At 61.2% G+C, this 25478-nt stretch carries 24 protein-coding genes and 2 tRNA genes; 12 read left to right on the top strand and 14 right to left on the bottom strand.

All coding sequences use genetic code 11. The annotated features are described in order from the left end of the window. Nucleotides 1-14: 14 nt before the first annotated feature. From B5E60_RS06855 to ligA, 5 genes are all read right to left on the bottom strand, one after another. Nucleotides 15-518: a sigma-70 family RNA polymerase sigma factor gene (locus tag B5E60_RS06855; protein ID WP_087310637.1), complete on the bottom strand. Its 504-nt coding sequence runs from the start codon at nucleotides 516-518 to the stop codon at nucleotides 15-17. Nucleotides 519-852: 334 nt separating this feature from the next. Beyond that, the gene (locus B5E60_RS06850) at nucleotides 853-2370 is read right to left on the bottom strand and encodes a clostripain-related cysteine peptidase (protein WP_239403255.1); all 1518 of its coding nucleotides are present in this window, start codon (nucleotides 2368-2370) and stop codon (nucleotides 853-855) included. Beyond that, nucleotides 2370-3110 carry a DUF4919 domain-containing protein gene (locus B5E60_RS06845; protein WP_087310635.1) on the bottom strand — a complete coding sequence of 247 codons (741 nt, stop codon included), beginning with the start codon at nucleotides 3108-3110 and terminating at the stop codon, nucleotides 2370-2372. The genes B5E60_RS06850 and B5E60_RS06845 overlap by 1 nt, the downstream gene beginning before the upstream one ends. 29 nt (nucleotides 3111-3139) lie before the next feature. Next, nucleotides 3140-4030 (bottom strand): 4-hydroxy-tetrahydrodipicolinate synthase, encoded by an 891-nt coding sequence (gene dapA, locus B5E60_RS06840; RefSeq protein WP_087310634.1) that lies wholly within the window; start codon nucleotides 4028-4030, stop codon nucleotides 3140-3142. Nucleotides 4031-4066: 36 nt separating this feature from the next. Beyond that, complete coding sequence (gene ligA, locus B5E60_RS06835; protein WP_087310632.1) at nucleotides 4067-6220, bottom strand: NAD-dependent DNA ligase LigA; 2154 nt, start codon at nucleotides 6218-6220, stop codon at nucleotides 4067-4069. 154 nt (nucleotides 6221-6374) lie between these two features. Here ligA and B5E60_RS06830 point away from each other — a divergent pair, with 154 nt between their 5' ends. The 6 genes from B5E60_RS06830 to B5E60_RS06805 all read left to right on the top strand — a co-directional run bounded on the left by B5E60_RS06830 (nucleotide 6375) and on the right by B5E60_RS06805 (nucleotide 12861). Then, a complete protein-coding gene (locus B5E60_RS06830) occupies nucleotides 6375-6698 on the top strand; it encodes a hypothetical protein (RefSeq protein ID WP_232009226.1) in 324 nt (107 codons plus the stop codon). Beyond that, the gene (locus B5E60_RS06825) at nucleotides 6682-7320 is read left to right on the top strand and encodes a leucine-rich repeat domain-containing protein (protein ID WP_239403254.1); all 639 of its coding nucleotides are present in this window, start codon (nucleotides 6682-6684) and stop codon (nucleotides 7318-7320) included. Before B5E60_RS06830 ends, B5E60_RS06825 begins: the two co-directional genes overlap by 17 nt. 417 nt (nucleotides 7321-7737) lie before the next feature. Further along, on the top strand, nucleotides 7738-9012 hold the full coding sequence (locus B5E60_RS06820) for an adenylosuccinate synthase (protein ID WP_087310626.1): 1275 nt from the start codon (nucleotides 7738-7740) through the stop codon (nucleotides 9010-9012). Nucleotides 9013-9224: 212 nt separating this feature from the next. Beyond that, nucleotides 9225-10103 carry an electron transfer flavoprotein subunit beta/FixA family protein gene (locus B5E60_RS06815; RefSeq protein WP_087310624.1) on the top strand — a complete coding sequence of 293 codons (879 nt, stop codon included), beginning with the start codon at nucleotides 9225-9227 and terminating at the stop codon, nucleotides 10101-10103. 11 nt (nucleotides 10104-10114) lie between these two features. Beyond that, entirely contained in the window at nucleotides 10115-11134 is a 1020-nt protein-coding gene (locus tag B5E60_RS06810; RefSeq protein WP_087310673.1) for an electron transfer flavoprotein subunit alpha/FixB family protein, read from the top strand. Continuing rightward, nucleotides 11134-12861 carry an acyl-CoA dehydrogenase family protein gene (locus tag B5E60_RS06805; protein ID WP_087310622.1) on the top strand — a complete coding sequence of 576 codons (1728 nt, stop codon included), beginning with the start codon at nucleotides 11134-11136 and terminating at the stop codon, nucleotides 12859-12861. Before B5E60_RS06810 ends, B5E60_RS06805 begins: the two co-directional genes overlap by 1 nt. A gap of 155 nt (nucleotides 12862-13016) precedes the next feature. Here the strand turns inward: B5E60_RS06805 and glsA are convergent, their stop codons facing one another. Both glsA and gadC read right to left on the bottom strand, forming a co-directional pair. Continuing rightward, nucleotides 13017-14000, bottom strand: a complete 984-nt coding sequence (gene glsA / locus B5E60_RS06800) for a glutaminase A (RefSeq protein WP_087310620.1) — start codon at nucleotides 13998-14000, stop codon at nucleotides 13017-13019. 12 nt (nucleotides 14001-14012) lie between these two features. After that, on the bottom strand, nucleotides 14013-15542 hold the full coding sequence (gene gadC / locus B5E60_RS06795; RefSeq protein ID WP_087310618.1) for a putative glutamine/gamma-aminobutyrate antiporter GadC: 1530 nt from the start codon (nucleotides 15540-15542) through the stop codon (nucleotides 14013-14015). Between the two features lie 147 nt (nucleotides 15543-15689). Between gadC and B5E60_RS06790 the strand changes: the two genes are divergently transcribed. Then, entirely contained in the window at nucleotides 15690-16619 is a 930-nt protein-coding gene (locus B5E60_RS06790) for a DUF5106 domain-containing protein (protein WP_087310616.1), read from the top strand. Between the two features lie 140 nt (nucleotides 16620-16759). After that, complete coding sequence (locus tag B5E60_RS06785) at nucleotides 16760-17314, top strand: NADH peroxidase (RefSeq protein ID WP_087310614.1); 555 nt, start codon at nucleotides 16760-16762, stop codon at nucleotides 17312-17314. 117 nt (nucleotides 17315-17431) lie between these two features. Here B5E60_RS06785 and B5E60_RS14200 read toward each other — a convergent pair whose 3' ends face one another. Both B5E60_RS14200 and B5E60_RS06775 read right to left on the bottom strand, forming a co-directional pair. Then, nucleotides 17432-17950, bottom strand: a complete 519-nt coding sequence (locus B5E60_RS14200; RefSeq protein ID WP_239403253.1) for a hypothetical protein — start codon at nucleotides 17948-17950, stop codon at nucleotides 17432-17434. Between the two features lie 18 nt (nucleotides 17951-17968). Next, a complete protein-coding gene (locus B5E60_RS06775; RefSeq protein WP_087310610.1) occupies nucleotides 17969-18178 on the bottom strand; it encodes a YtxH domain-containing protein in 210 nt (69 codons plus the stop codon). Between the two features lie 69 nt (nucleotides 18179-18247). On the opposite strand from B5E60_RS06775, the gene B5E60_RS06770 reads away from it, so the two are divergent. Continuing rightward, complete coding sequence (locus B5E60_RS06770) at nucleotides 18248-18760, top strand: SLOG family protein (protein ID WP_087310608.1); 513 nt, start codon at nucleotides 18248-18250, stop codon at nucleotides 18758-18760. 234 nt (nucleotides 18761-18994) lie between these two features. Here the strand turns inward: B5E60_RS06770 and B5E60_RS06765 are convergent, their stop codons facing one another. Continuing rightward, nucleotides 18995-20230 (bottom strand): 6-phosphofructokinase, encoded by a 1236-nt coding sequence (locus tag B5E60_RS06765; RefSeq protein WP_087310606.1) that lies wholly within the window; start codon nucleotides 20228-20230, stop codon nucleotides 18995-18997. A 171-nt stretch (nucleotides 20231-20401) separates the two neighbouring features. Continuing rightward, entirely contained in the window at nucleotides 20402-20602 is a 201-nt protein-coding gene (locus B5E60_RS06760; RefSeq protein WP_087310604.1) for a cold-shock protein, read from the bottom strand. A gap of 135 nt (nucleotides 20603-20737) precedes the next feature. On the opposite strand from B5E60_RS06760, the gene B5E60_RS06755 reads away from it, so the two are divergent. Both B5E60_RS06755 and B5E60_RS06750 read left to right on the top strand, forming a co-directional pair. Next, nucleotides 20738-21049 (top strand): hypothetical protein, encoded by a 312-nt coding sequence (locus tag B5E60_RS06755; RefSeq protein WP_087310602.1) that lies wholly within the window; start codon nucleotides 20738-20740, stop codon nucleotides 21047-21049. Nucleotides 21050-21315: 266 nt separating this feature from the next. Further along, nucleotides 21316-22389: a TIGR04133 family radical SAM/SPASM protein gene (locus tag B5E60_RS06750; protein ID WP_087310600.1), complete on the top strand. Its 1074-nt coding sequence runs from the start codon at nucleotides 21316-21318 to the stop codon at nucleotides 22387-22389. A 361-nt stretch (nucleotides 22390-22750) separates the two neighbouring features. On the opposite strand, the gene B5E60_RS06745 is transcribed toward B5E60_RS06750, so the two are convergent. Next, nucleotides 22751-22825, bottom strand: a tRNA-Pro gene (locus tag B5E60_RS06745). Between the two features lie 418 nt (nucleotides 22826-23243). On the opposite strand from B5E60_RS06745, the gene B5E60_RS06740 reads away from it, so the two are divergent. Then, nucleotides 23244-24419: an MFS transporter gene (locus B5E60_RS06740; protein WP_087310598.1), complete on the top strand. Its 1176-nt coding sequence runs from the start codon at nucleotides 23244-23246 to the stop codon at nucleotides 24417-24419. 199 nt (nucleotides 24420-24618) lie between these two features. Here B5E60_RS06740 and B5E60_RS06735 read toward each other — a convergent pair. Further along, nucleotides 24619-24696, bottom strand: a tRNA-Pro gene (locus B5E60_RS06735). A gap of 131 nt (nucleotides 24697-24827) precedes the next feature. Next, on the bottom strand, nucleotides 24828-25457 hold the full coding sequence (locus tag B5E60_RS06730; RefSeq protein ID WP_087310596.1) for an HAD family hydrolase: 630 nt from the start codon (nucleotides 25455-25457) through the stop codon (nucleotides 24828-24830). Nucleotides 25458-25478: the final 21 nt, after the last annotated feature.

Raw genomic sequence — 25478 nt, 5'->3', positions numbered from 1 at the left:
GCAAAAAATCGCATTCAGAAGATGAACAAGGCCATGAACTTCCGCAAAGCCTTGATCGAACGGTACATGTGTGTCTTGATGGTTGCCAGCGAAACGCCCAGTTCGGAGGCGGCATCGGCATAGGAGTAGTTGTTCAGGCAGATCAGCTTGACGACCTTGCGCGACTGTTCCGAGAGCCGTTCGATGGCCTGGTAGAGCCGGTGGAGTCGGTTGGCGCGTTCGACGTCGTCGCGGCTGAGGTCGAAATTCACCTCGTCGGCGATCACTTCCTTTCCGTTGAGCTCCTCCCAGCGGCGCAGGCGGTGGGTGGAGGCGTAGTCCAGGGCGGCGTTGCGCACGCAACGGTAGAGGTACTTGGTCGGGGAGTCGATTTTCGAGAGGTCCATGCGGGCCAGCTTGACGAAGACGTCCTGCACGATATCCTCGGCTGCGGACTTCGAGTGCACGATCTCCTCGGCCACGTAGGCGGCACTGCGGAAGTGTGCATTGAAGAGTTCTTCTAAGGTCGGGGAGATCATGGCGCGTTGCTGTTTGCCTACAAATGTATAAATAAAAAATTAAAATAATGCGCCTTTCCGATATTTTTTGTGCTTTTGGACCGCTTGTCAGAGGGGGAATTGATTGCTATTTTTCTGTTACTTAGTTTGTTGAGTTGTCAGTTTGGTCGGGCGTCCGTCCGATAAAACTATAAGCGACCCTTCGGAAAGAGTCGCTTACAAGTCGTTTTTGGGGGGTTGGGTCCCTTTTTTTAGGCGCTTTGAACGCTTTATGGTGTGTTTTGCTTTCGAATCGTAACTTGAAGGGAGTCGGATTTTCGCGTTTGTAACTTGCTTGCCTCCGCGCCGCACCCCGTCAGTGGGTGGCCAGATACCAGGAGGTGTGCCGGAAATCCGAAGCATAGGGCTCGGTGGTTTCGGGCTCGCTGGTCGTAATTCCCGTGTAGCAGGTGATCGGGTTGAGGAGGTTGTTGTAGGCAGAATAGTAGCTGGGCGTGTGGAAGCGGTACTCCGAGGGTACGGCCCGCTCCAACTGTGCCTCGAACGTGTCGATCGTCCCCTGGTCGCCGCAGCTCAGTTGGACGTAGTGGCCCAGATCGTAGAAGAGTTTCGTGGTGCCTCCCTTGTAATACTGGAGTTCGGAGAGCTCGAAGTCGGTTTTCGGCGCCTCGACCACCCGTCGCATCTCCGAGGCCAGTGCCTCAAGTTCCGACATCACCGTGAGCGAGATGCAGCCCGACTGTTCGTTCCCGGAGATCGTGTTCCAGTCGTTCTGGTAGAAGTTCCAGAATTCGCGGCAGATCTCACCCAGTTGCGGCCGCAGCTCCTCGTCGTCGAACAGGTGTGGGAGGATCCGGTCGTAGGGGAATCCTGCGGCCATGATCTCGCAGGGTGAGGCCACGACATAGTCGATCGCGTGGCGCAGGTCGTAGAGCGTCTCGATGCTGGCCATGAAGCAGTCGTCGAAGATCAGGTAGTCGAAGCGGAACGGCTGGGCCTCGAGCACCGCGGCCAGCTCCGTGATGTCGAGCTCGTGACCCGTATCGCCGAACGAACGCGTCGGTTTGGCCCCTGCGGCGGGAGTCCAGACATCGGCCGCCGCACCGCCCGCCCGTCGCGAGCGCGGCAGGGCACCGCTCGAGGCCGGAATCCACGCCTTGCCGTGGCAGCCGATGATCAGTCCGTAGCGCTCGGCCGGGGCCTCCTCGGCGGCATCGGCAAAGAGTCGGGCCACATCTTCGGGTTTTCCCGTGTCGAACGTGTCGTAGTGCTTCAGCGTGATGGTCTTACAGCTTCCCGTGGAGGAGTCGTAGCGGAGCTCCTCGAGCACGGCCGTGTAGCGCGATTCGGGCTGGTAGCAGATCAGCATTCGCCCGTCACCCGGGGTGTCCGTGTCGACGGCGCTGCGCAGACGCGCGATGTTCTCCTTGTAAAATCGCAGCAGGCTCTGCCCCGGCATGTAGAGCAGCACGGTACGTGTGGCCGTGGCGGGGCGCTGGTAGACCGCCACCTCGATCTGTTGCCGGTCGTTGTCGAAGTGCAGAAGGATCGACCCCAGTCTTCGGCGGTTGGGTTCGTCGTTGGCTTGGGTGGGGGTGACCGTGACACACCCTTCGCTGGCCGTTCCGTCCGTCAATGTCTTCGTCACCGTGAAGTCCTCACCCGTGTAGGTCACTTCCCACGGCCGGTTGGCCCGGACCGTGATGCTCTCCTCGCCCGAGGCGTCGCTCGAGAGGAAAATCTCCGTGGACGAGACCTCAAACAGCGGTTGCAGCTCCTCCATCGAGCAGGCGTCCGAAAGCAGCACGACGGTCAGCAGCAGGGGAGCCACCAGCGACCGTCTCACCGCTGCGGCACGGAACAGGTATTTCATCATTTGTAGGTACGCGGCTTTAAGTTGTTGAATTGCCATGTCCGGTCACGTTTGTAGGTATAGCCTTCGGGCTTGTTCCAGTAGACGCGCCCGAAATCGAAGTAGAATCCCTTGCGTTTCTTTCCGTCGACGACGTAGGGCGTGAGCAGCGGCACGAACTCCACGGTGCGGCTGATGATGCGTGCCTTGCCGTAGGAGAGCTCCTCGGCGGCCAGCACGTCGAGCGCGTGGTCGAACATCAGCACGTGGCGCGGGGTCTTTTCGGTGAATCCGTCGCCCGAGTCGATGATCGTGCGCAGTACGCCGTTCATGCGGTCGGCATAGGCCTTCTCGCGCACCTTGTCGCCCAGTGCCCCGTAGGCGAACGACATCATGTTGAGGACCTTCGGGCTGAACGGATCGCGGGCCAGGGCGTCGTTGCCCAGCGAGACGAGCGATTCGAGCGTCGCCACGTCCGGTTTCTCGGGGTCGATACCGGCGATGAGCAGCAGCATCTTGTCCAGGTCGGGATTCGTGGCCAGCGGCTTGTACTCGTCGCGGTAGGCGAAGCCGTAATAGAGATAGTAGTAATCCTCGTCGGTGAGTGTCGCATCGCCGGCATTGTAGCGCAGCATGAGGGCCGGATAGTAGAACGGCGATTCGGCATCGAGCGTCCGGTCGAGGATCATCTCCTCGTCGGGGACGCGCGCCGCGGCGAGCAGCGGCACGAGCAGCGTAAGCAGCAACAGAAGTCGTTTCATGTCGGTTGTTTTCCGATAGGAACGCAAAATCAGCGCAAATCGTATCTCGTGATCAGGCTTTTGAATCGTTCACGCAGGTGCTCCGTGCCCGGAACGAGCGGCAGGCGCATCGTGTCGCCGATAATCCCCATCACCGAGAGGGCGCATTTCACCCCGACGGGGTTGCCCTCCTCGAAGAGCGCCTTGACGGCCTCGTCGAGTGCCTCGTACTCGCGGTCGGCCGCCTCGAAGTCGCCCCTCTTGGCGTGGTTGATGCAGCTCATGAAGCGCCCGGGAAAGGCGTTGGCCGCCACCGAGATCACGCCGTCGCCGCCGCGACGCATCAGCTCGATGGCCATGCCGTCGTCGCCCGACAGCACGAGGAACCCTTCGGGACGTTGGTCGAGAATCCGCTGCATCTGGTCGATCTTGCCCGAGGCCTCCTTGATGCCGATGATGTTGGGAAAGTCGCGGGCGATGCGCAGCGTCGTCTCGGCGGTCATGTTGACCCCCGAGCGGCCCGGGATGTTGTAGAGGATCACCGGCAGGGGCGAGTGCTCCGAAACAGTGCGGAAGTGCTGGTAGAGCCCCTCCTGCGAGGGTTTGTTGTAGTAGGGCGTCACGCTCAGGATGGCATCGGCGCCGCGCAGGTCGAATTCGCGCAGCTGGTCCAGCACCTCCGACGTCGAGTTGCCGCCGCAACCCATCACCAGCGGCACGCGCCCGGCAATCTGGTTGGTGATGAACATGGCGATCACGGCCCGTTCGGGCATGTAGAGGGTCGGGGTTTCGGCCGTCGTCCCCAGGGCGACGATGTAGTCCACGCCGCCCTCGATCACGTAGTCAATCATGCGGGCCAGGGCTTCGTAGTCGACCCTTCCCTCCCGTGTAAAGGGGGTGATCATGGCGGCGCCTACGCCGGCCAGTTTGTGCTGTGTCATATCGGTCTCTTTTTTATTGTTTGCGGTTTTCGGTCGTTAGTCAAAAAGACGCTGTTCCGCACCCTTGCCGGATTGCGTGTCGGCGTCCGGCTGCGGCGTGCTCTTCGGGAGCGGATCCGTGGCCGGGGCTGCGGATGTGCCGGATTCTGCCGAGGGTTGCGCCTCCGCCGCCGGGGCAGGTCGAGCCTGCGTGGCAGGGGCTCCCTCGCCGTTGATCATCCGGAAGAACTCCTCCTCGTCGATGATGCGGATGCCGAGCTTCTCGGCCTTCTTGAGTTTGGCGGGCCCCATCTTCTCGCCGGCGACGATGTAGTCGACGTTGCCCGAGACGGCGGCCAGATTGCGCCCCCCGTGCGATTCGATCAGCGCCTTCATCTCGTCGCGGCTGCGCGAGAAGCGCCCCGAGACGACGAAACTCTTCCCGGCCAGCGCCTCCGAGGCCAGCTTGCGCTCCGCGGTCTCGAACTGCAGCCCGGCGGCCCGCAGCCGGCGGATGATCTCCAGATTGGCCGCATCGGCGAAGTATTCGAGAATCGAGTCGGCGATGCGCTGGCCGATCTCCTCGGCCTCGACCAGCTCCTCGCGCGAGGCCTGCATCAGCCCCTCCAGCGAGCGGAAATGGTCGGCCAGATAGCGGGCCGTGGTCTCGCCCACGAAACGGATGCCCAGTCCGAAGAGCACCCGTGCGTAGGGGACCTCCTTCGAGCGCTCGATCGAGCGGATGATGTTCTCGGCCGACTTTTCGCCCAGACGCGGCAGCGGCGAGAGCTGTTCGGCGCGCAGGTCGTAGAGGTCGGCCACGGTGCGCACCAGCCCGTTATCGTAGAGCAGTTCGACGGTCTCCTCGCCCAGCCCCTCGATGTCGAGGGCCTTGCGGCGGATGAAGTGGATGATGCGGCCGATGATCTGCGGACGGCAGCCGCTCTGGTTCGGGCAGTAGTGTTTGGCTTCGCCCTCGTAGCGCACCAGCGGCGTGCCGCATACGGGGCAGCGGTCGATGTAGCGGAAGGGCTGGCTGTCGGCCGGACGCTGCGAGAGGTCGACGCCCGTGATCTTGGGGATGATCTCGCCCCCCTTTTCGACGTAGACCATGTCGCCCGGGCGGATGTCGAGCCGCGCCATCTGCTCGGCGTTGTGGAGCGTGGCCCGGCGCACGGTGGTGCCGGCCAGCAGCACGGGCTCGAGGTTGGCCACCGGAGTGATGGCCCCCGTGCGGCCCACCTGGAACGAGACGCTGTCGATGCGCGTGAGGGCCTGTTCGGCCTTGAACTTGTAGGCTACGGCCCACTTCGGGGCCTTGGCCGTGAAGCCCAGCTGGCGGCGTACGGCGAAGTCGTTGACCTTGATCACCACGCCGTCGGTCGGGAAGGGAAGCCCGTGGCGGGCCGTATCCCAGTAGCGGATGAAGTCGTCGACCTCGGCCACGTTGTGGCAGATGCGCATGTGGTCCGAGATCTTGAAGCCCCACTCGCGGGCCTTCTGAAGACTCTCCCAATGGGTGCGGAAGGGCAGGTTGTCGCCCGCCAGCTGGTAGAGCGTGCAGTCCAGACCGCGGCGTGCCACGACGGCCGACGACTGCTGCTTGAGCGTCCCGGCGGCGGCGTTGCGCGGATTGGCGAAGAGCGGCTCGCCGTTGGCCTCGCGTTCGGCGTTCAGACGGTCGAACGAGGCGTAGGGCATGAGGATCTCGCCCCGGATCTCGAAATGGGCCGGCCAGTCGCCGTCGCGCAGATGCAGCGGTACGGAGCGTACGGTGCGGACGTTGGCCGTCACGTCGTCGCCCGTGACGCCGTCGCCGCGCGTGGCGGCCTGCGTCAGCGCGCCGTTGTCGTAGGTGAGCGAGATGGCCGTGCCGTCGAATTTCAGCTCGCAGACATAGTCCGTGGGGCCGGCCTCGCGTTCGATGCGGTCGATGAATTCGTGCAGTTCGTCGAGCGAGTAGGTGTTCCCGAGCGAGAGCATCGGGTAGCGGTGGCGCACGGTGGCGAACTCCGACGTCAGGTCGCTCCCGACGCGCATCGTCGGCGAATTGGGATCGGCATATTCGGGGTGTTCGCGCTCCAGGTCCTGGAGTTCGCGCATCATCGTATCGAACTCGAAATCCGAAATTTCGGGGTTGTTTTCGACGTAATATTTGTAGTTGTGCAGTTCGAGCTGGCGGCGCAGCTCCTCGATGCGTTCGCGTATCATACCTATGGAATAACGTGCGTAAAGTTACATATTTTGCTCGGAACAAGGGGCTAAAACAAAAAAAATGCAAAAAAAAATTGCAGATGTGGTGCGATATTCAAATTTTGCTTATACTTGCAGAAAATTTCGCACCACAACGATGGCTAAACAGAATATGGCAAAGAAACATATCGTAACGAGTTTCCACAATCTGACCCCCGAAATGCAGGAGGCCGTCAAGGAGAAATATCCGCTGGGATTCACCGATTCGATGATTCGCGTAGACAAACCCAACGGTGGTTTTTTTTATGCCGTGCCCTTTGACACGGACGATGTGGCCTATATGATCAAGATCGACGTGAAGATCGACGACTCGGCGCAGGATGACGACGACAAGGATTACTACGACGACGATCTGAAGGGGGCCGACGAACTGCAGGGGGGCGATGACGATGCATCGGATCTCTCCGAATCGTCGGACGATGATGTGGACATCTGACACGGTGCGGCGCCTGCGCCTGCTGCCCGTCCTGCTCTCGTTGCTTGCCTCTTCGTGCGGCCTGGCCGATCGCGACAGTGACGAGCGGAACCGATACGTATACCTCACCTTTTTCGACAAACGCTTCGAGGCGTTCTGTCTCGAACGCTTCGATCTGGACAACGATTCACGCATCTCGCGCTACGAAGCGCAGCGCGTGCGGGAGATCGCGTGCCCGGGTGAAGGGATCGCTTCGCTCGCGGATCTGCGGGAATTCGTCAATCTTGAGCGGCTCGATTGCTCGGGAAACGCCCTCACGGAGCTGGATCTGACCGCTTGTGCGCATCTTTCGCGCCTCGACTGCCGGGAAAACGATCTCGTGTGGCTCGATGTGGAGGATCTGCGTGCGCTGGTGTGGCTGGACTGCTCGGAGAATGTGCTGGCGGAGCTGGACCTCACGTCGAATACCTCGCTCGTGACGCTCGATGCGCGGGGCAACGCCTTGCAGACGCTCGATCTGTCGACCTGCGCCGCGACGCTTCAGGCCGACGTACGCGCGAATTCCGATCTGACCACGGTCTACTGCCGCATGGCCACCCAGAGCATCCGTTTCGACGGCATTACCTCGCTGGTCGAACGGTAGCGCGGAGACACGGGCGGATTTACGCCGCAGGTCGGGGACCGGACGGCGGTTGCGTGGGGCCCGGATAACAGGGTCGACGGTTGCGCGGGGCCCGGATAGCAGGGTCGGCGGTTGCGCGGGGCCCGGATAACAGGGTCGGCGGTTGCGTGGGGCCCGGATAGCAGGGTCGGCGGTTGCGAGAATGCCCGTACGGCCGCAGCAGCGGGGGAGAAGTCCGGCCTGGGCCCGATCGGTGCGGCCGTCTGTTTCTGATTCTTACACGCCTTCTTACACGCCTCGACGGGGAAACACGCTCCGTCGGGGCCCTTTTTTTATAATTTGTTGAAAAGTCCCGTCCGGGCAATTGTGCTTTTCGCGGATTATTTTGTATCTTTGGAAGCAAAAAACTTTTGTAACCAATAAATTGATTCGGATACAATGAAAAAAGTAGACGTGATCCTCGGCCTCCAGTGGGGTGACGAGGGCAAGGGTAAAGTCGTGGACGTGCTTACGCCCCATTACGAGGTGGTAGCCCGCTTCCAGGGCGGCCCCAATGCCGGTCATACGCTGGAGTTCGGCGGGGAAAAATACGTGCTCCGTTCGATCCCCTCGGGAATCTTCCAGGGCGGCAAGACCAACATCATCGGCAACGGCGTAGTGCTCGATGCCATCCTGTTCCGGGCCGAGGCCGAAGAGCTCGCCAAGAGCGGCCATGACATCACCCAACAGCTCTGCATCTCGAAAAAGGCCCACCTCATTCTGCCGACTCACCGCATCCTCGACGCCGCCTACGAGGCCGCCAAGGGCAGTGCCAGGATCGGCACCACGGGCAAGGGCATCGGCCCGACCTATACGGACAAGGTCAGCCGCAACGGCATGCGTGTGGGCGACCTGCTGAGCCCCGATTTCGAGAAGATCTACGCTGCGGCCAAGGCCCGTCACGAACGGATCCTCCGCAGTCTGGACTACAAGTACGACATCACCGAACTCGAGGCCCAGTGGTTCGACGCCGTGAAGTACCTCCGCCGTTTCCACATTATCGACAGCGAGTATTTCGTCAACGACTGCCTGGCTCAGGACAAGGCCATTCTGGCCGAGGGGGCACAGGGCACGCTGCTCGACGTCGATTTCGGCTCCTATCCCTTCGTCACCTCGTCGAATACGGTCTGCGCAGGCGTCTGCACGGGTCTGGGTGTTGCGCCCAGCCGCATCGGCGACGTCTACGGCATCTTCAAGGCCTACTGCACCCGTGTGGGCAGCGGCCCCTTCCCCACGGAGCTCTTCGACGAGACGGGCGAGAAACTCAGCAACATCGGTCATGAATTCGGTGCCGTGACGGGACGTCGCCGCCGCTGCGGATGGCTCGACATGGTGGCCCTGAAGTATTCGATCATGATCAACGGCGTGACGCAGCTCATCATGATGAAGTCCGACGTGATGAACGATTTCGATACGATCAAGATCGCTACAGCCTACGAGATCGGCGGCCGCCGCACCGCGGAGTTCCCCTATACGATTACCGATGACCTGAAGCCCGTCTACACGGAGTTCGAGGGCTGGAAGTGTGACCTGCGCAAGTGCCGCACCTACGAGGAGTTCCCCGAGGCCTTCAAGCGTTACGTGGAGTTCATCGAGCACCAGACCGGCGTGCCCGTGCGGATCATCTCCGTGGGCCCTGACCGCGGTGAAACCATCGTCCGTCCGCGGGCTTAGAAGCCCGTTTTATAGGCGGCCGAAGAGTGGAGGGTTTCCGATCCGGCTCAGCGCTTCGGACGAAGGCTCCGACGACGGGTTTCCGATCCGGTCCTGCGTCTCGACCTGGTGGAACGGAGGCGGGTTTCCGATCCGGTTCCGCGCGTCGATCCGATGTTCTCTCCGCTGTTGCGAACGAAACAACCAAGAAAAACATTCGACTTAAATTCAATATGTTGCAAAACCTTAAAATTCTGGTTCTGGCCAAACAGGTGCCCGATACCCGCAACGTGGGCAAGGACGCGATGACCCCCGAAGGTACGGTTAATCGTGCGGCACTCCCGGCCATTTTCAATCCCGAGGACCTCAATGCCCTCGAGGCCGCTCTGCGGCTCAAGGACCGCGTCGAAGGATCGACGGTCCACATTCTGACGATGGGCCCCCAGCGTGCCGCCGACATCATCCGTGATGCCCTGTTCCGCGGTGCCGACGGCGGCTACCTGCTTTCGGGCCGCGAGTTCGCCGGCTCCGATACGCTGGCAACCTCCTACGCCCTGTCGTGTGCCCTGAAGAAGATTCAGCCCGACGTGATCTTCGCCGGACGTCAGGCTATCGACGGCGATACGGCCCAGGTCGGTCCCCAGGTGGCCGAGAAGCTCGGTCTGCCGCAGGTGACCTACGCCGAGGAGATCCTCGACGTCAAGGAGCACTCGCTGGTGATCAAGCGCCGTCTGGAGCACGGTGTCGAGACGGTCGAGTGCCCGATTCCGGCCGTGGTGACGGTCAACGCTTCGGCTGCCGAGTGCCGCCCGCGCAACGCCAAGCGCGTGATGAAGTACAAGGGTGCGCTGGCCGGTTCGGAGATCGCCGCAGCACCCGATTCGCCCGCCGCACAACGTGCCGCCGCGAAGCCCTATCTGCAGATCGTCGAGTGGGCTGCCGCCGACGTCAACCCCGATCCCGCGCAGCTGGGTCTGCAGGGCTCGCCGACGAAGGTCAAGAAGATCGAGAACGTGGTCTTCGCCGCCAAGGAGGCCAAACGCCTCACCTCGTCGGACGAGGATATCAATTCACTGATGGTTGAACTTATTGCGAGCCACACGCTCGGTTAATGCGCACAGAGATGAACAACGTATTCGTATATATCGAGATGGAGGGCGGCAAGGTCGCCGATGTGAGTCTCGAACTGCTGACCAAGGGCCGCGAACTGGCCTCGACGCTGGGCGTGAAGCTCGAAGCCGTCGTGCTGGGTCACAACGTGGCCGGTCTGGAGAAGGAGCTGGCCAAATATGGAGCCGATACGGTGTGGGTGGCCGACGACGAGATCTTCGAGCCCTTCCGCACGCTGCCCCATACGTCGGTCATGCGCGGGCTGATCGAGCAGGAGAAGCCGCAGATTGCCCTGTTCGGCGCCACGCCCGTGGGCCGCGACTTTGCGCCGCGCGTTTCGTCGGCGCTGCACAGCGGTCTGACGGCCGACTGCACGCAGCTCGTTATCGGTGACCACAAGGATGCCAAGACCGGCAAGGAGTACACCAACCTGTTGTACCAGATCCGTCCGGCCTTCGGCGGCAACATCATCGCCACGATTGTCAACCCGGATCACCGTCCGCAGATGGCCACCGTCCGCGAGGGCGTCATGCGCAAGGAGTATGCCGCCCAGCCGGGCAAGGGCGAGGTGAAGACGATCGACTGGCGCCGGTTCATCAAGGATACGGACCTTGCGGTGAAGATCATCGACCGTCAGATCGAGGAGCGCAAGATCGATATCAAGGGGGCTTCGATCATCGTGGCCGGCGGTTACGGCATGGGTTCGAAGGAGAATTTCAAACTGGTCTACGATCTGGCCGACGTGCTGGGTGCCGAGGTGGGTGCCAGCCGTGCGGCGGTCGACGCCGGTTTCACGGAGCATGAGCGTCAGGTCGGCCAGACCGGCGTCACGGTGCGTCCGAAACTCTACATCGCCTGCGGCATCTCGGGGCAGATCCAGCACACGGCCGGTATGGACCAGTCGTCGATGGTCATCTCGATCAACACCGATCCCGATGCCCCGATCAACAAGATCGCCGACTACGCCATCACGGGCGACGTCAACGAAATTATCCCCAAGATGATCAAATACTACAAGCAAAACTCGAAGTAATGGCTAATTTCTTTTCAGATAACAAGGATTTGCAGTTCCAGCTCGATCACCCGCTGATGCGGAAGATCGTGGAGCTGAAGGAGCGCGGTTTCGCCGAGAAGGATCTCTACGACTACGCGCCGCAGGATTTCGACGATGCGATGGACAACTACCGTCGCGTGCTGGAGATTGCCGGCCAGGTGTGCGGCGACGTCATCGCGCCCAATGCCGAGGGTGTCGACCACGAGGGTCCGCGCGTGGTGAACGACCACGTGGAGTATGCTTCGGGAACGGTCGAGAACATGAAGGCCGTGGTTGATGCCGGACTGAGCGGCATGACTCTCCCGCGCAAGTACGACGGTCTGAACTTCCCGCTGATCTGCTTCGTCATGGCCAACGAGATGGTGGCCCGCGCCGATGCCAGCTTCGAGAACATCTGGGGACTGCAGGACTGCGCCGAGACGCTCAACGAGTTCGCCTCGGAGGAGCAGAAGGAGAAATACCTGAAGTGGGTTTCAGCCGGTGCGACGTGCGCCATGGACCTCACGGAGCCCGATGCCGGTTCGGATCTGGGTTCGGTGATGCTGAAGGCCACCTGGTCGGAGGAGCGGCAGACGTGGCTGCTCAACGGCGTGAAGCGTTTCATTACGAACGGCGACGGCGAGGTTTCGCTCGTCCTGGCCCGTACGGAGGAGGGAACGACCGACGCCCGCGGTCTGTCGATGCTCGTCTATGACAAGCGCGACGGCGGCGTGAAGGTGCGCCGCATCGAGAACAAGCTGGGTATCAAGGGCTCGCCGACGTGCGAACTGGTCTTCACGAACGCTCCGGCCCAGCTGGTCGGCGATCGGAAGATGGGTCTGATCAAGTACGTCATGTCGCTGATGAATGCCGCGCGTCTGGGTATCGGAGCCCAGTCGGTGGGTCTGTGCGAGGCTGCTTACCGCGAGGCGCTGAAGTATGCCCACGAGCGTGCACAGTTCGGCAAACCGATCATCGAGTTCGCCGCCGTTTCGGAGATGCTCTCGAACATGAAGGCCAAGCTGCAGGGTGCCCGTGCGCTGCTCTATGAGACGGCTCGCTTCGTCGAGGTCTACAAGCAGTACTCGCACATCTCGCACGAGCGCTCGCTGGAGCCCGAAGAGCGCCAGGAGATGAAGTTCTACAACCGTCTGGCCGACGGCTTCACGCCGCTGGTGAAGCTCTTCTCGTCGGAGTATGCCAACCAGCTGGCCTACGACGCCATCCAGATCCACGGCGGTTCGGGCTTCATGAAGGATTACCCCTGCGAGCGGCTGTACCGCGACGCCCGTATCATGAACATCTACGAGGGTACGTCGCAGCTGCAGGTCGTGGCGGCGATCAACGCCGTGACGAAGGGTACGTTCGTCGAGCAGATCGGCCGCTATGCCGCCGAGGAGTATGCGGAGACGATGGCTCCGGTGGTTGCCAGGCTCAAGGCTCTGACGGTGAAGTTTACGGAGATGGTGGCTCACGTCGAGGCCGGCGAGAAGGAGGCCCATGGCTTCAAGGATTTCCATGCCCGCCGACTGGTCGAGACGGCCGGTCACATCATCATCGGCTACCTGCTGGCCCGTCAGGCCGGCAAGGCGGCGGAGTACGAGGCTTCGGCCCGCATCTTCGCCAAACTGGCCGAGGGCAAGATCACCGAGGCCTACACTTACGTAATGAACTCCACGCCGGAGGATGTCGCCCTGTTCAAGGGTGTCGAGGCGGAGACGCTTTAGCCCTCCTCCCGCGGCGGATGCCGATACGAAGAAGAGCCGCAGCCCTGCGAAGGGTTGCGGCTCTTTCGTTTGTGTGGAGGGGTAGAGAGGCGGCGCGTCCGGGGATTCCGGGGCGTCGAGCCCCTGCCGGCCCGTTTCGGATTGCGGCAGCGGCGTCAGACCTCGGCCGAGGCCGGAGTGGTCACCATGCAGCGGGTGGTGCCGAAGAGGTTGAGGTCCAGTTCACGGGCGATGTAGGCCAGGGCCTTCTGCGCCCGGACGGAGTTGCCGGCCGAGTCGAGCGGGGGTGCGAAGGAGGCGAGACCCATGACGCCCGGTACGACGCCCATGATGCCGCCGCCGACCCCCGATTTGGCCGGAAGCCCCGTCTGGAAGAGCCAGTCGCCCGTGTGTTCGTAGAAGCCCACGGTGGCCATCAGCGAGACGATGCGCGGCGTCAGCTCGGCGCGGAAGACCCGTTTGCCCGTCTGCGGATTGACTCCGCCGTTGGCAATCGTCGCCGCCACGGTGGCCAGTTGTGCGGCCGTCACGCCGATCGAACACTGCCGCGTGTAGAGATCCAGCGCCATTTCGGGTTGGTCGTAGATGCGGTTGTAGTTCTTCAGCAGCCAGGCGATCGAGCGGTTGTTGAAGTTGGTGTCGCTTTCGGAGCGGTAGAGCTCGTCGATCACCTCGACGGGCGATCCGGCCAGCGCCGTGAGAAAGTCGACGATCGCGCGCCACTTGCCCGTGCTGTCGCCTGCGGGTTTGACCATCGAACAGGCTGCGATGGCTCCGGCGTTGACCAGCGGCGTGGAGGGGTGGTCGTTCTCGAGCAGGATGGCCATGATCGAGTTGAAGGGGAGTCCCGTGGCGTCGGCGCCGATCTTGTGCAGCACCTCGCGGTCGCTGTACTGCTCCATGACGAGCAGTGCCGTCGGGACCTTCGACACGGATTCGATGCCGAAGCGGTAGTCGGTGTCGCCGACCGTCAGAAGCGTGCCGTCGGGCAGCGTGGCTGCGATGCCGAAGAGCGTCGACGGCACGTTCTTCAGAAAGGGAATATAGTCGGCATTCTTGCCGCTGGTTTCGCTCTTGCAGTGGTCGTAGGCCGCCCGGAGGACCTCGCCGACCGTCTTTTTGTCGATTTTACGAATCATGGTGCGTATGGTTTATTGTCGGTTGTTTTTATCGGTTGGAGTCTTGTCCGAAGCGGGGGAAGCCTTCGGGGCAGGCTGCTCCCAGTGGAAGGGGGCGAACTCGGCGGCGGCCTGCGGATCACGCCACGAAGGTTTGCGCATTGCGTAGATGACGAACGGAATGGCCACGACGACCAGACAGCCGATGACCAGCACCGAATACCACACCGTATTGCTGCCCGTGGAGATCTGGCTGGGCGGTACGAAGCTCAGCACGAAGGCCAGCAGCGAACCGAAGAAGCCGACCAGTCCGATGAGCCACATCAGGCCGTTCCCGCTGCGGCCCAGGCGGAAGGGGCGCTGGGCCTGCTTCATCTTGTAGCGCAGAACGATGGCCGCCGAGAACATCAGCATGTACATGATCAGGTAGAGCAGCACGGTGAGCTGCGAGAGGATCTGGTAGAACGACTGCACGGAGGGCATCACCACGAACAGAAGGGCCAGCAGCGTGACGATGGCGCCCTGGATGAGCAGGATGTTGCGCTGTACGCCGGCGCGGTTGGTCTTCTGGAAGAAGGGGGGCAGGTAGCCCGCCTTGCCGACGGCGAAGATACCCTTCGAGGGGCCGGCCACCCAGGTCAGCACGCCGGCCAGTACGCCGAACATCAGGGCAATGGCGATGATCGGACCGGCCCACGACAGGTGCAGATACTTGAAGTAGTTGTCGAAGCCGATGAGCAGCGACTGCGTGAGGCTGATCTCCTTGGCCGGGATGATGAAGCCCAGCGAGAAGGTCCCCAGCACGAAGATGGCCACCGTGGCGAGCGAGCCGATGATGATCGCCCGCGGATAGTTCTTCGACGGATTCTTGACATCCATGACGTGGATGCCCATCATCTCCATGCCGGCGTAGAAGAGGAAGATGCTGCTGGCCAGCACCAGGTTGTCGAATTTCGACAGGTCGGGGAAGAAACCCTGCGACATGTCCATGTTGTTGTGGCCTCCGGAGGCGATGTAGACCACGCCCAGGACGATGAGCAGTCCGGCCGGAATGATCGTTCCGATCATGCCGCCCCATTTGCTGATCTTGCCCACCCAGTCGAGGCCTTTCAGGGCGATGAAGGTGGCGATCCAGTAGATGGCCATCACCATGCAGAGGGTGAAGACCTTGTTCGAGGCGAGCGACATGTCGTGGGGCTCGTTCGTGCCGATGAAGGCGATGGTCACGGCGCCGAAGGTGAGCACCGTGGGGTACCAGATCGTCGATTCGATCCACTGCAGCCAGATGGCCAGGAAGCCCGTGCGGGCCCCGAACGCCTCGCCCACCCAGCGGAAGACGCCTCCCTGCTTGTCGGAGAACATGGCGGCCAGCTCGGCGGCAACCATTGCCGTGGGGATCAGGAAGACGATCGCGGCAAAGAGGTAGTAGAAGGCCGACGAGGGTCCGTAGACCGCCTCGGCCGGCAGCCCGCGAAGGCTCACCACGGCCGTCACGTTCATGATCGCCAGGGTCATGACGCTCAGCTTGAAGCCCGTGGAAGTGGTAGTTTTCTTTACATCCATAATGGTTTGATTTGAGTTTTGTCGCCTCGAAGGGTTGCAACTACCGTGCAAAAAACGCATGGTGCGGCTTTTGGAGCCCTCGGTTGTGGAATTGTCGCCGGAAATGCGTATATTTGTTCTTCAGGACCAAAACGCTTGAAACAAACAATGAAACGACTCTCGATCCTTCTGTTGTGCGTGCTGGTGGTGATGACCTCGTGCGGACGCCGCCGCAAGGCGCCCGCTTCCGATGCCGCGGCCCCGCAACCGGCCGTCTTCCTGCCGGCCATTCCGCCTTCGCGCCTTTCGGCGGCCGAACAGCAGGAGTGGCTCCGCTGGCACTACTGGGACCGCTTCAACTTCTCCGATACGCTCTTCCTGACCCGGGTCGACTCGTCGCAGCTCTTTGAGGCCTATGCCCGTTATGTCGTTCTGCTCGGCGGCCGCCCGACGGACGGCGCTCCGATGGATTCGCTCATGCGGCGTGCCTCGACCTCGCGGCGGATGCTCGACTACTTTTCGAAGATGGCCGAGGTGGTGCTGCACGACCCCAACTCGCCGCTGCGCAACGACGAATTCTATATCCCGGTGCTCGAGGCGCAGCTGCGCGCTCCGTGGTACGACGAGTACGAGCGCATCGCCCCGCAGTATGATCTGCAGATCGCCCGGCAGAACCGCCTCGGTCAGCCGGCCAACGACTTCCGCTATACGCTGGCTTCGGGACGCAGCGGCACGCTCTACGGACTGGATGCCGAGTATGTGCTGCTGTTCATCAACAATCCGGGGTGTGCCATGTGCCGCGAAATCCGCGAAGCGATCTCTTCGTCGCCGATGCTCACGGAGATGATCGAACACGGCCGGCTTCAGGTGCTGGCCATCTATCCCGACGAGGATCTCTCGGAGTGGCGCGCCTATCGCGATGAGATGCCCGCGTCGTGGATCAATGCCTACGACAAGGGATGCGTGATCCGCAATGAACTGCTCTACGACCTGCACGCCATTCCGGCGCTCTACCTTCTGGACCGCAACAAACGGGTGCTGGTCAAGGATTCCGTGGATGTGGCGCAGATCGAGGAGGTGATCGACCGCCGGGGCTGACCTCTCCCCGTATAAGCTGCGCTTATCATGCGATCAGAAAAGACAATCGAATTTTTATACAAAAATCGAAATCTCTTCTTATCTTTGCATAGCAAACAGACAAAAAGCAATTAACACACCTTTTAATAGTACAAAAGATTATGGCAAAGAAATGGCGTTGTACCGTATGCGGGTACATTCACGAAGGTCCCGAGGCACCCGAGCAGTGCCCGATGTGCAAGGCAGGCAAGGACAAGTTCGTAGAGGTTGTTGAGTCGGACTCGAAGATGGAGTTCGTAACCGAGCACAAGATCGGTGACGGCAAGGGCGCCAGCAAGGAGCTCTGGGAGGGTCTGCAGAACCACTTCATGGGCGAGTGCACCGAGGTGGGCATGTATCTGGCCATGAGCCGTCAGGCCGATCGCGAGGGCTATCCCGAGATCGCCGAGGCTTACAAGCGCTACGCCTGGGAAGAGGCCGAGCACGCTTCGAAGTTCGCCGAGCTGATCGGTGAGGTGGTTTGGGATACGAAGACCAACCTCGAGAAGCGTATGGAGGCCGAGTGCGGCGCCTGCGAGGACAAGATGCGTCTGGCTCGTCTGGCCAAGCAGGAGAACCTCGATGCCGTGCACGATACGGTTCACGAGATGGCCAAGGACGAGGCTCGTCACGGCAAGGGCTTCGAAGGACTCTACAAGCGTTACTTCGGCAAATAGTCGAACGGCAGCCTGCGGGTTGCCTGATGAAAAAAGCCGGTGCCTGTCAAAGGCACCGGCTTTTCGTTTTCGGTCGTTTTCGGCCGGCTCCCGGGCGGGGCGGATTGCCGGGTTTTCTCAGCCTTTTCGCAGCAGATTGTAGATGCCGATCAGCATCGAGATCTTTTCGGAGAGCCATTCGTAGCCCGTGCGGGCCAGGCGTGCCACCTCGTAGACCGTTTCGGCCCGGGCGCGGATCTGCTCCACGGCCTCGCGGATCGTGAGCAGGTAGAGTCCCGCAGCCAGCAGGGCAAAGGCGCCGCCGAGGATCAACGTGGCGACGATGAACGATCCGGTGACCTGCGAGAGCCAGACCACCAGCGCCGTCAGCAACAGCAGCAGGGCAATGCCGATCAGCGTTCCGAAGAGCAGAAAGACCACTACGAAACGCCCGGCTGACCGCTCTCTGCGAAGGGTGGAACGCTCCTTCGGGTCGTCCGAATCGGTCTTCTTCTCGGATGGCCCGAGGGGCCGGTGCGGCGGGGTGTGGAACTCCCGTCGGAACTCCCGTCGGGGCTCCCGTCGGGGCTCCCGCCGGGGCTCCCGCCGCTCCCGGTCGCCGCGGTTTTGTGCCTCGGCTGTTGCGTGTCTCTCCATCGTGCGGGTTTTTGAGGGCTAATTCTCCTCGCAGCGGCAGCGTGCCTCTTCGATCTGCTCCTCGACCTCGCTGAGCTTGTTCTTGACGCGGTCGATCTCGTCGTCGATCGAATTCTTGATCTTGCGGCGTAGGTCGGCCCCCGACTGGGGCGTGAACAACATTGTCAGAGCCGAACCGATGATCATCCCGCCCACGAGCGAAACGATGGCAATTCCTGTGTTTTTCATGGTTGCTGAAGTTTTTGAATTCAGCGGTTTTTCTTGCAAACTCCGGGCCAAAGCGCTATCTTTGATCGTATGATCCTCAATCCGCGCACCTGTGTCGCCTTCACCGGCCATCGCACCTATCGTGACGAAGCTCACGAGCTGCTGCTCCCGACTCTCGGGGCGCTTTACGAACGTGGCTTCCGGACTTTTCTGAGCGGTATGGCCGTCGGGTTCGACCTCGCGGCGGCCGAGGCGGTTCTGCTCCTGCGGCAGCGTCATGCGGAGGTCCGGCTCGTTGCCGTCGTTCCGTTCCGCCATCAGGCGGCCCGCTTCCCGGCGGCCCAGCGCCTTCGCTACGAGCGGATTCTGGCCGCGGCCGACAGCATCGAGCTCCTTTCCGGGGAGTACCACCGCGGCTGTTATGCCCGGCGCAACGACTTCCTGGTCGACCATGCACAGGTCGTCGTGGCCTGGTACGACGGTTTGCCCGAAGGCGGGACATACTACACCGTTGAAAGGGCCCGGACACGTCTCCGCGAGGTGATCAATCTTCATCCTGCAGCCCCCTTTCACCCGCTGAACCCTGCGCCGGAACTCTTCTGACCGGCCCGGCGTCACTGACCGGCCCGGCGTCGGAACTCTTCTGACCGACCTGGCGTCGCCGACCGGCCCGGCGTCGCCTCCTCGCATCCTGCCCCTGCGGCCGGTCCTCAGCCCAACTCCCTGCCGTTCCGGCCTTTCTTCCCGCTGCCTGTCCTCCTCCTCCCCCCCCCTCCTCAAAAAAAATCCCGGGGCCTGCGAAAGGCTCCGGGATCCGTATGGCGGGTTGTGAGACTCCTATTTCCAGTTCAGGATCTTGTGGAAGTCGTACTCCTCGGGATTGGCCACATATTTCTTAGCGGCTTCGTAGTCGGCCGGCGTGATGGCGTTGAGGATATTCTCGACCACCGACGTGAAGCGGTCCGACTTGATGTCGACCAGACGGGGTGGAATCTTGCCCGTGGCGGGATCCTGCAGATCCTTCAGGTAGAGCGGCGAAACGTTGCCCTCCGAGTCGACATAGACCATGCAGCCGGTCTTGCCCTCGGAGAAGAGCTTGTGCACGCCGATGCCCAGCTCCGAGCAGTAGGTCAGGTCGTAGGCAATCGGGGTCTGGCAGCGGATCTCGTAGCCGAGCTCCACGGGACGGCTCTTGACCTTGATGCCGAGCTCCTTGAGCTTCTTCTCGATCATCTCGTTGAAGATGTGGGCCTTCGAAACCTTGCCCAGCTCGGGGTGTCCGTGCTCGTCGTAGGTGAAGTGAACGCCGCTCTTGCGGATCTCCTCGTCCGACAGGGCGTGGAAGACACCCTCGGAGATGACGGCGGCACCGTAGTCCATGCCCATGATCTTACGCTTGATGATCGACGAGATGACGAGGTTGACGATCTTCTCGACGGTGATTTCGGTCTTGTCGAACATCTCGGGGATGACGATCATCGGGTAGTGGCAGGCCTCGCCGATACCGAATGCCAGGTGGCCGGCCGAGCGGCCCATGGCAGCCAGTACGAACCAGTTGCCGCTGGTGCGGGCGTCGACGTAGACGGCACGGGCGATGACGGCGCCCTTGTCCTTGGCCGACTCGTAACCGAACGTCGGGGTACCCTTCGGCAGCGGGAGGTCGTTGTCGATGGTCTTCGGAACGTGGATGTTGGCGATGGGGTACTTCTTGGCCTCGAGGAACTTGGCGATGCGGTTGGCCGTCGAAGCGGTGTCATCGCCACCGACCGTTACAAGCAGTTTGATGTTGTTGTCGGTGAAGAACTTGAGGTTGAAGTTGTTTTCGAAATCGGCATCGGTGGGTTTGAAACGGCTCATCTGCAGGAACGAACCGCCCTGGTTGAAGATGCCGTCGGCCATCGGGTAGTCGATGTCGACCGTGCGGGGCGAGGGGTTGAACAGGCCGGTGTAACCTTCGTGGAGACCGATGACACGGTAACCCTTGCGCAGGAAGGTCTTGGCGACGCTGCCGACGACGGTGTTCATGCCGGGAGCGGGACCTCCACCGGTGAGAATTGCGATAGCTTCTTTCATGGTTAATTGGTTTTATGATTTTGAAAAATCCTTAATAATTCTTTCAGCCGCCCAAAAATACGATTATTTTTTCATTCGGGCAAAAAAAAAGGACGTCCGATTGGAGGACGTCCCGCGAGTGTCGGCCGTTTCGGCGGAGAGAGTTGCCGACACGGCCGGTGGGGGTATGCTTTACTCGACCACGGTTACGTTGATGGCCTGTTCGCCCTTGGCGCCGTTGCCGATTTCGAACTCAACTTTCTGACCTTCGTTCAGGGATTTGAAACCCTCCTTTACGATGCCCGAGAAATGCACGAAGATCTCCTTGCCGTTCTCCGTCGTAATGAATCCGTAGCCTTTCTTGCTATCGAACCATTTTACTTTGCCTGTCATAGAAAATAGTATTAATAGTAATAAAATTAAGACAAAGTAAAACAAAAAAGCTTGAGATTCAAAACTTTTTGCCCGGTTTTTTTGTTCCGGGGAAAATTTTTCTATCTTTGTGAAAAGAATCCAATGGTTCGGAGTATGAAGAACAGAAAGTGGAAACTGGCATTGGCGGCGTTGTTGGGCTTCTCGACGGCCTGTTCGACGGTTCGTCAGGCGCCGCAGCAGAAGCCTGCGGAGCCGCAGCAACCGGCCTCGCAGCCGGCCGACACGGCCGCATTGAAACACGCGGAGGTGCCGCCGCGTATCGTGTTGATGTACGGTGTGCGTCCGCCCCTGTCGGACAGTGCGCGGATCAAGCGCATGGAACGGTTGGAGCGTGAGCGTCCCGATTCACTGCCGCCGGTTGCCGAGCAGCCCGTCACGGAGGAGGAGGCTCCAGCCGGCAAGTAGCCGCCGGCCGTGGGTGGAATCCGGGGGCCGGAGAATCGGCTGTGGATGAAGTGCGGCCGGTTGTGGAGGAGCCTGGGGTGACCGTGGGCGGAATCCGGGGGGGGGCGGAGAATCGGTTGTGGATGAAGCGCGGGCCGGTTGCGGAGGAGTCCGGGGTGACCGTGGGCGGAATCTGTGGCCGGTCATGGAGCGTGTCCGAATCTGTCCGAGGTGAACGTAGACGTGAAGATCTGTCTCCCCGGCCCGGAAAAGGGAGGAAAGCTGTTATGAGAAATCGTCGCGTGGGGCTGCGCAAACGCTTGGCCCTGAATATCTTTGCGGATCTTCACGATGCGAAGGTTGCCGAACACCGTCTCGATACGCTTTTTTGGGAGTGTACGCTGCGGTGCAATCTGGCGTGCCGTCATTGCGGCAGCGATTGCCGCGTGGATCCCGGCGTGGCCGATATGCCGCTCGAGGACTTCTTGCGGGTTCTCGACGAGGAGATCACGCCCCATGTCGACCCTTCGGAGGTGCTCATCATCTTTTCGGGCGGCGAGGTCCTCGTGCGCGAGGATCTCGAACGGGCCGGACAGGAGGTGACCCGCCGCGGATACCCCTGGGGAATGGTCACCAACGGCATGGCCCTGACCCCGCGACGCTTCCGCTCGCTGTTGGATGCCGGACTGAGGTCCGTTTCGGTGAGTCTCGACGGTTTTGAGCGCGAGCACAATTACATCCGTCAAAATCCCCTGAGTTACGAACGGGCGTTGAACGCCATCCGACTGATCGTGCGCGAACCTTCGTTGTCGTACGATGTGGTGACCTGTGTGACGGGGGCCTTGATTCCGCAGCTGGAGCCCTTTCGCGAGATGCTTATCGCCGAGGGGGTCGAGCATTGGCGGCTCTTCTCGATTTTTCCGATGGGTCGGGCCAAGGAGGACCCCACGCTGCGGATGACCGATGCACAGTTCCGCGCCCTGCTGGAGTTCATCCGGCAGACGCGTCGCGAAGGGCGTATCGATGCCAGTTACGCCTGCGAGGGCTTTCTGGGAGGCTATGAGGCCGAGGTTCGCGACCACTTCTACGAATGTGCGGCCGGTGTTACGGTGGCATCGATCCGTGTCGACGGCGCCATTTCGGGCTGTACGTCGATCCGGGCCAACTTCCATCAGGGGAACATCTATCGCGACCGCTTCTGGGAGGTTTGGGAGCATCGTTTCGAACCGTTCCGCAATCGCGAGTGGGCGCGGCGCGGCGAGTGTGCCGACTGTGCGGTGTTCCGCTACTGCCAGGGCGGGGGCATGCACCTGCACGACGACGACGGCTCGTTGCTCTATTGTCACTACAAGAGGCTCTGAGAGTGGGGCTCCAACGTCCCCTCCGGTTTTCCAACGTGACCATTCCCCGGTTTGTCCGACCCGTTGGGCTTCCCGGCTCTCCATTTTAGCTTTTTTTTTTTTTCCCCCCCCCTCCACGCTCTTTTCCTCGCCTCGTTCCGCTTCGCTTTGCCCCCCCCCGTCCTTTACTTCCTCTTCTATTTTTCGGCCTCTTGTTCTTGTCCCGTATGGGTCCTCTTGCTCCGTCTCTGGTTTCCGCCGCGATGAGGTGTAGAAAAGAAAAGTCCGCCGACGCCCTCATGCCTTGAAGAGGGCCGGCGGATATCTGCCGGAGCGGAAACAAAAAAACCTTTGCCGAAGCAAAGGTTTTCGTTTGAATTCGTCGGGGAGACTGGATTCGAACCAGCGACCTCCAACTCCCGAAGCTGGCGCGCTAACCGGACTGCGCTACACCCCGAACGGATGCCCTTATCTTTCTAAGAGCGCACAAAGATAACTCTAAAATCCGAAATCGCAAAATAATTTTCAGAAAAAAACGTCCCGACGATGTGCTCAGAGTCCGGCTTTTTCGTCCGATATTGTACGGCGGCACCTCCCGTGTCGATCTATTCGATTGATTACCCGATTGTTGCGATCGCCCGGAACTTTGTTCTCTTCCGACACCCCCTCCCGAGACTCGCTGCCATCCGAGTCCCGTTTTCTTCCGGGGCCGCTGCATTCCCGGTCCCGCCGTTCCTCGGTCGCCGGTCTCTCCGCTTTGCAGCCTTTACAGCCTTTACCACTCGGACGCTGCCTGATGCCTGATGGCTCTACGGCTCCGATAACTTGCTTTTCGGGGGATTTCTGTGTACTTTTGCCCCGCAAACCGAATCATCATGAATTTGCAGTTGAAAGAGGGCGCCGGATTCCCCGATCGCCTGCTCTATTTGTTGGCCGTCATTGCGGGCGTCTCCGTGGCCAACCTCTATTATAACCAGCCGCTGCTGGAGATGATCCGTCAGGATCTCGGCTCTACAACGCTCGCGGCCAACCACATTGCCCTCTTTGCACAGTGCGGTTATGCTCTGGGGCTGTTGTTCCTCATCCCGCTGGCCGACCTCTACAGCCGGCGGCGGATTCTGCTGACCGATTTCGCGCTGTTGATCGCGGCGCTGCTGGCCACTGCCCTGGCTCCCGACATGACGACGCTGCACGTCAGTTCGTTCGTCATCGGTGTCTGCTCCGTGGTGCCGCAGTTCTTCATCCCGCTGGCGGCGCAGTATTCGCGTCCGGAGCGGAAGAACCGCAACGTCGGCATCGTCCTCTCGGGACTGTTGACCGGCATCCTTGCGTCGCGTGTCGTGAGCGGGGCGGTGGGCGAGTGGCTCGGCTGGCGCGAGATGTATTACATAGCCGCCGTGCTGATGCTCCTCTCGGCGGTTGTCATCTTCCGCATCCTCCCCGATGCGCAGCCCAACTTCACGGGCAGCTACGGAGCGCTGATGCGGTCGCTGTTTACCCTCGTGCGGCGCTATCCGCTGCTGCGCCTCCACTCGGCACGTGCGGCGCTGGCCTTCGGATCGTTTCTGTGTTTCTGGGCATCGCTGGCCTTCAAGATGGCCGGGGAGCCGTTCCAAGCCGGGAGCGACGTGGTCGGACTGCTCGGACTGTGCGGCGTAGCGGGCGCCGTGACGGCAACCTTCTGCGGCAGGTACATCGCCCGGGTGGGGATCTTCCGCTTCAATGTGATCGGTGCGGTGCTGCAGCTGGCGGCGTGGGGGCTCTTCCTGGCGGGTGCGGACCATTACCTGCCGATCATCGCGGGTATTCTGCTGCTCGATATCGGAATGCAGTGCATCCAGTTGAGCAACCAGACGACACTGTTCGAACTCTGCCCGTCGGCATCGAACCGCATCAATACGATCTTCATGTGCAGTTACTTCATCGGCGGATCGCTGGGAACGCTGTTTTCGGGTGCGGCCTGGACGCTGTATGGATGGCCGGGCGTTGTAGGCGCCGGGGCACTGCTGACCTTTGCCTCGCTGGCGATCACCCTTTTTGCGCGACGCTGAGGGGGCCGGGGAGAGCGGGGCGGACGGGGGAGAGGGCGTCGGGACCCGGCTCGGCGTACTCCGGTCCTGTGGAGCAAATCGGCTTTCCGACCCGGAGGTGCTCCGATCCGCACGCAAAAAAATGACAGATTGGCCGGATGACCGGCCGATACGGAGATAAAAACAGCCGTCTGCAACGATGCAGACGGCTGTTTTTATTTGGTCGGGGTAACAGGATTCGAACCTGTGACCCCCTGCTCCCAAAGCAGGTGCGCTAACCGGACTGCGCTACACCCCGAGTCCCGTTCCGCGGCGGAATCCCGTCCGCCCGGAACAGGTTGTGCAAAGATAGCGGCTTTTTTCCGTTCCGGCAAACTTTTCGGTGGAAAAGCGTCCCGAACCTGCGTGGCCAATTGTTGGCGGCGGCGGTTACGGCCTCCCGATGCTGTCGAGCAGGTGGCCGAAATCCTCGCCCGGGACGGGCTTATAGACGGCGAAACCTAACGCCTGCGCCGCATCGACGTTCTTCTGCCCGTCGTCGATGAAGAGCGTCCGCTCGGGCACCATGCCGCTGTCGGCAATCATCTTGCGGAAGATCGCCTCCGAGGGCTTCAGCTCGCGCATCTCGTACGAAAGGTAGATCCGGTCGAAGTAATCCTCCATGCACTTGCCGTCGGCCGTGAACATCTCGCGGATGAAGCGCATCGACGAGGGGTTGTTGTTCGAGAGGACGTAGGTGCGGATGCCGCGCCGACGCAGCTGCTCGATCTGCCGCATCTTCGCGACCGGAACCCCCGTCAGGAAGTCGCCGTAGGCACGGCCGATCGCTTCGTCCGTCACCGCGGGCGTCGCGGCCAACTGCCGCATGAGGTCGCACATCTCGTGGAACGAGATCAGTCCGTGTTCCAATTGCCCGATCATCTCGGCCGGGTAGTAGGGGTTGATCAGTTCGGCCACGGCATCCATGCCAAGGCGCCGGAACGAGGCCCGGCAGCGGTCGATATCCAGATCGACCAGCACGCCTCCGAGGTCGAAGACGACATTTTCGATAGTTTCCATAGGATTCAAAGTGCCCGTTTG

The organism is Alistipes sp. An116 (genome assembly GCF_002161005.1).
GTDB lineage: Bacteria > Bacteroidota > Bacteroidia > Bacteroidales > Rikenellaceae > Alistipes > Alistipes megaguti.
The sequence above is the reverse complement of the archived record's forward strand: the minus strand, read 5'-3'. Positions and strand labels throughout refer to the sequence as shown.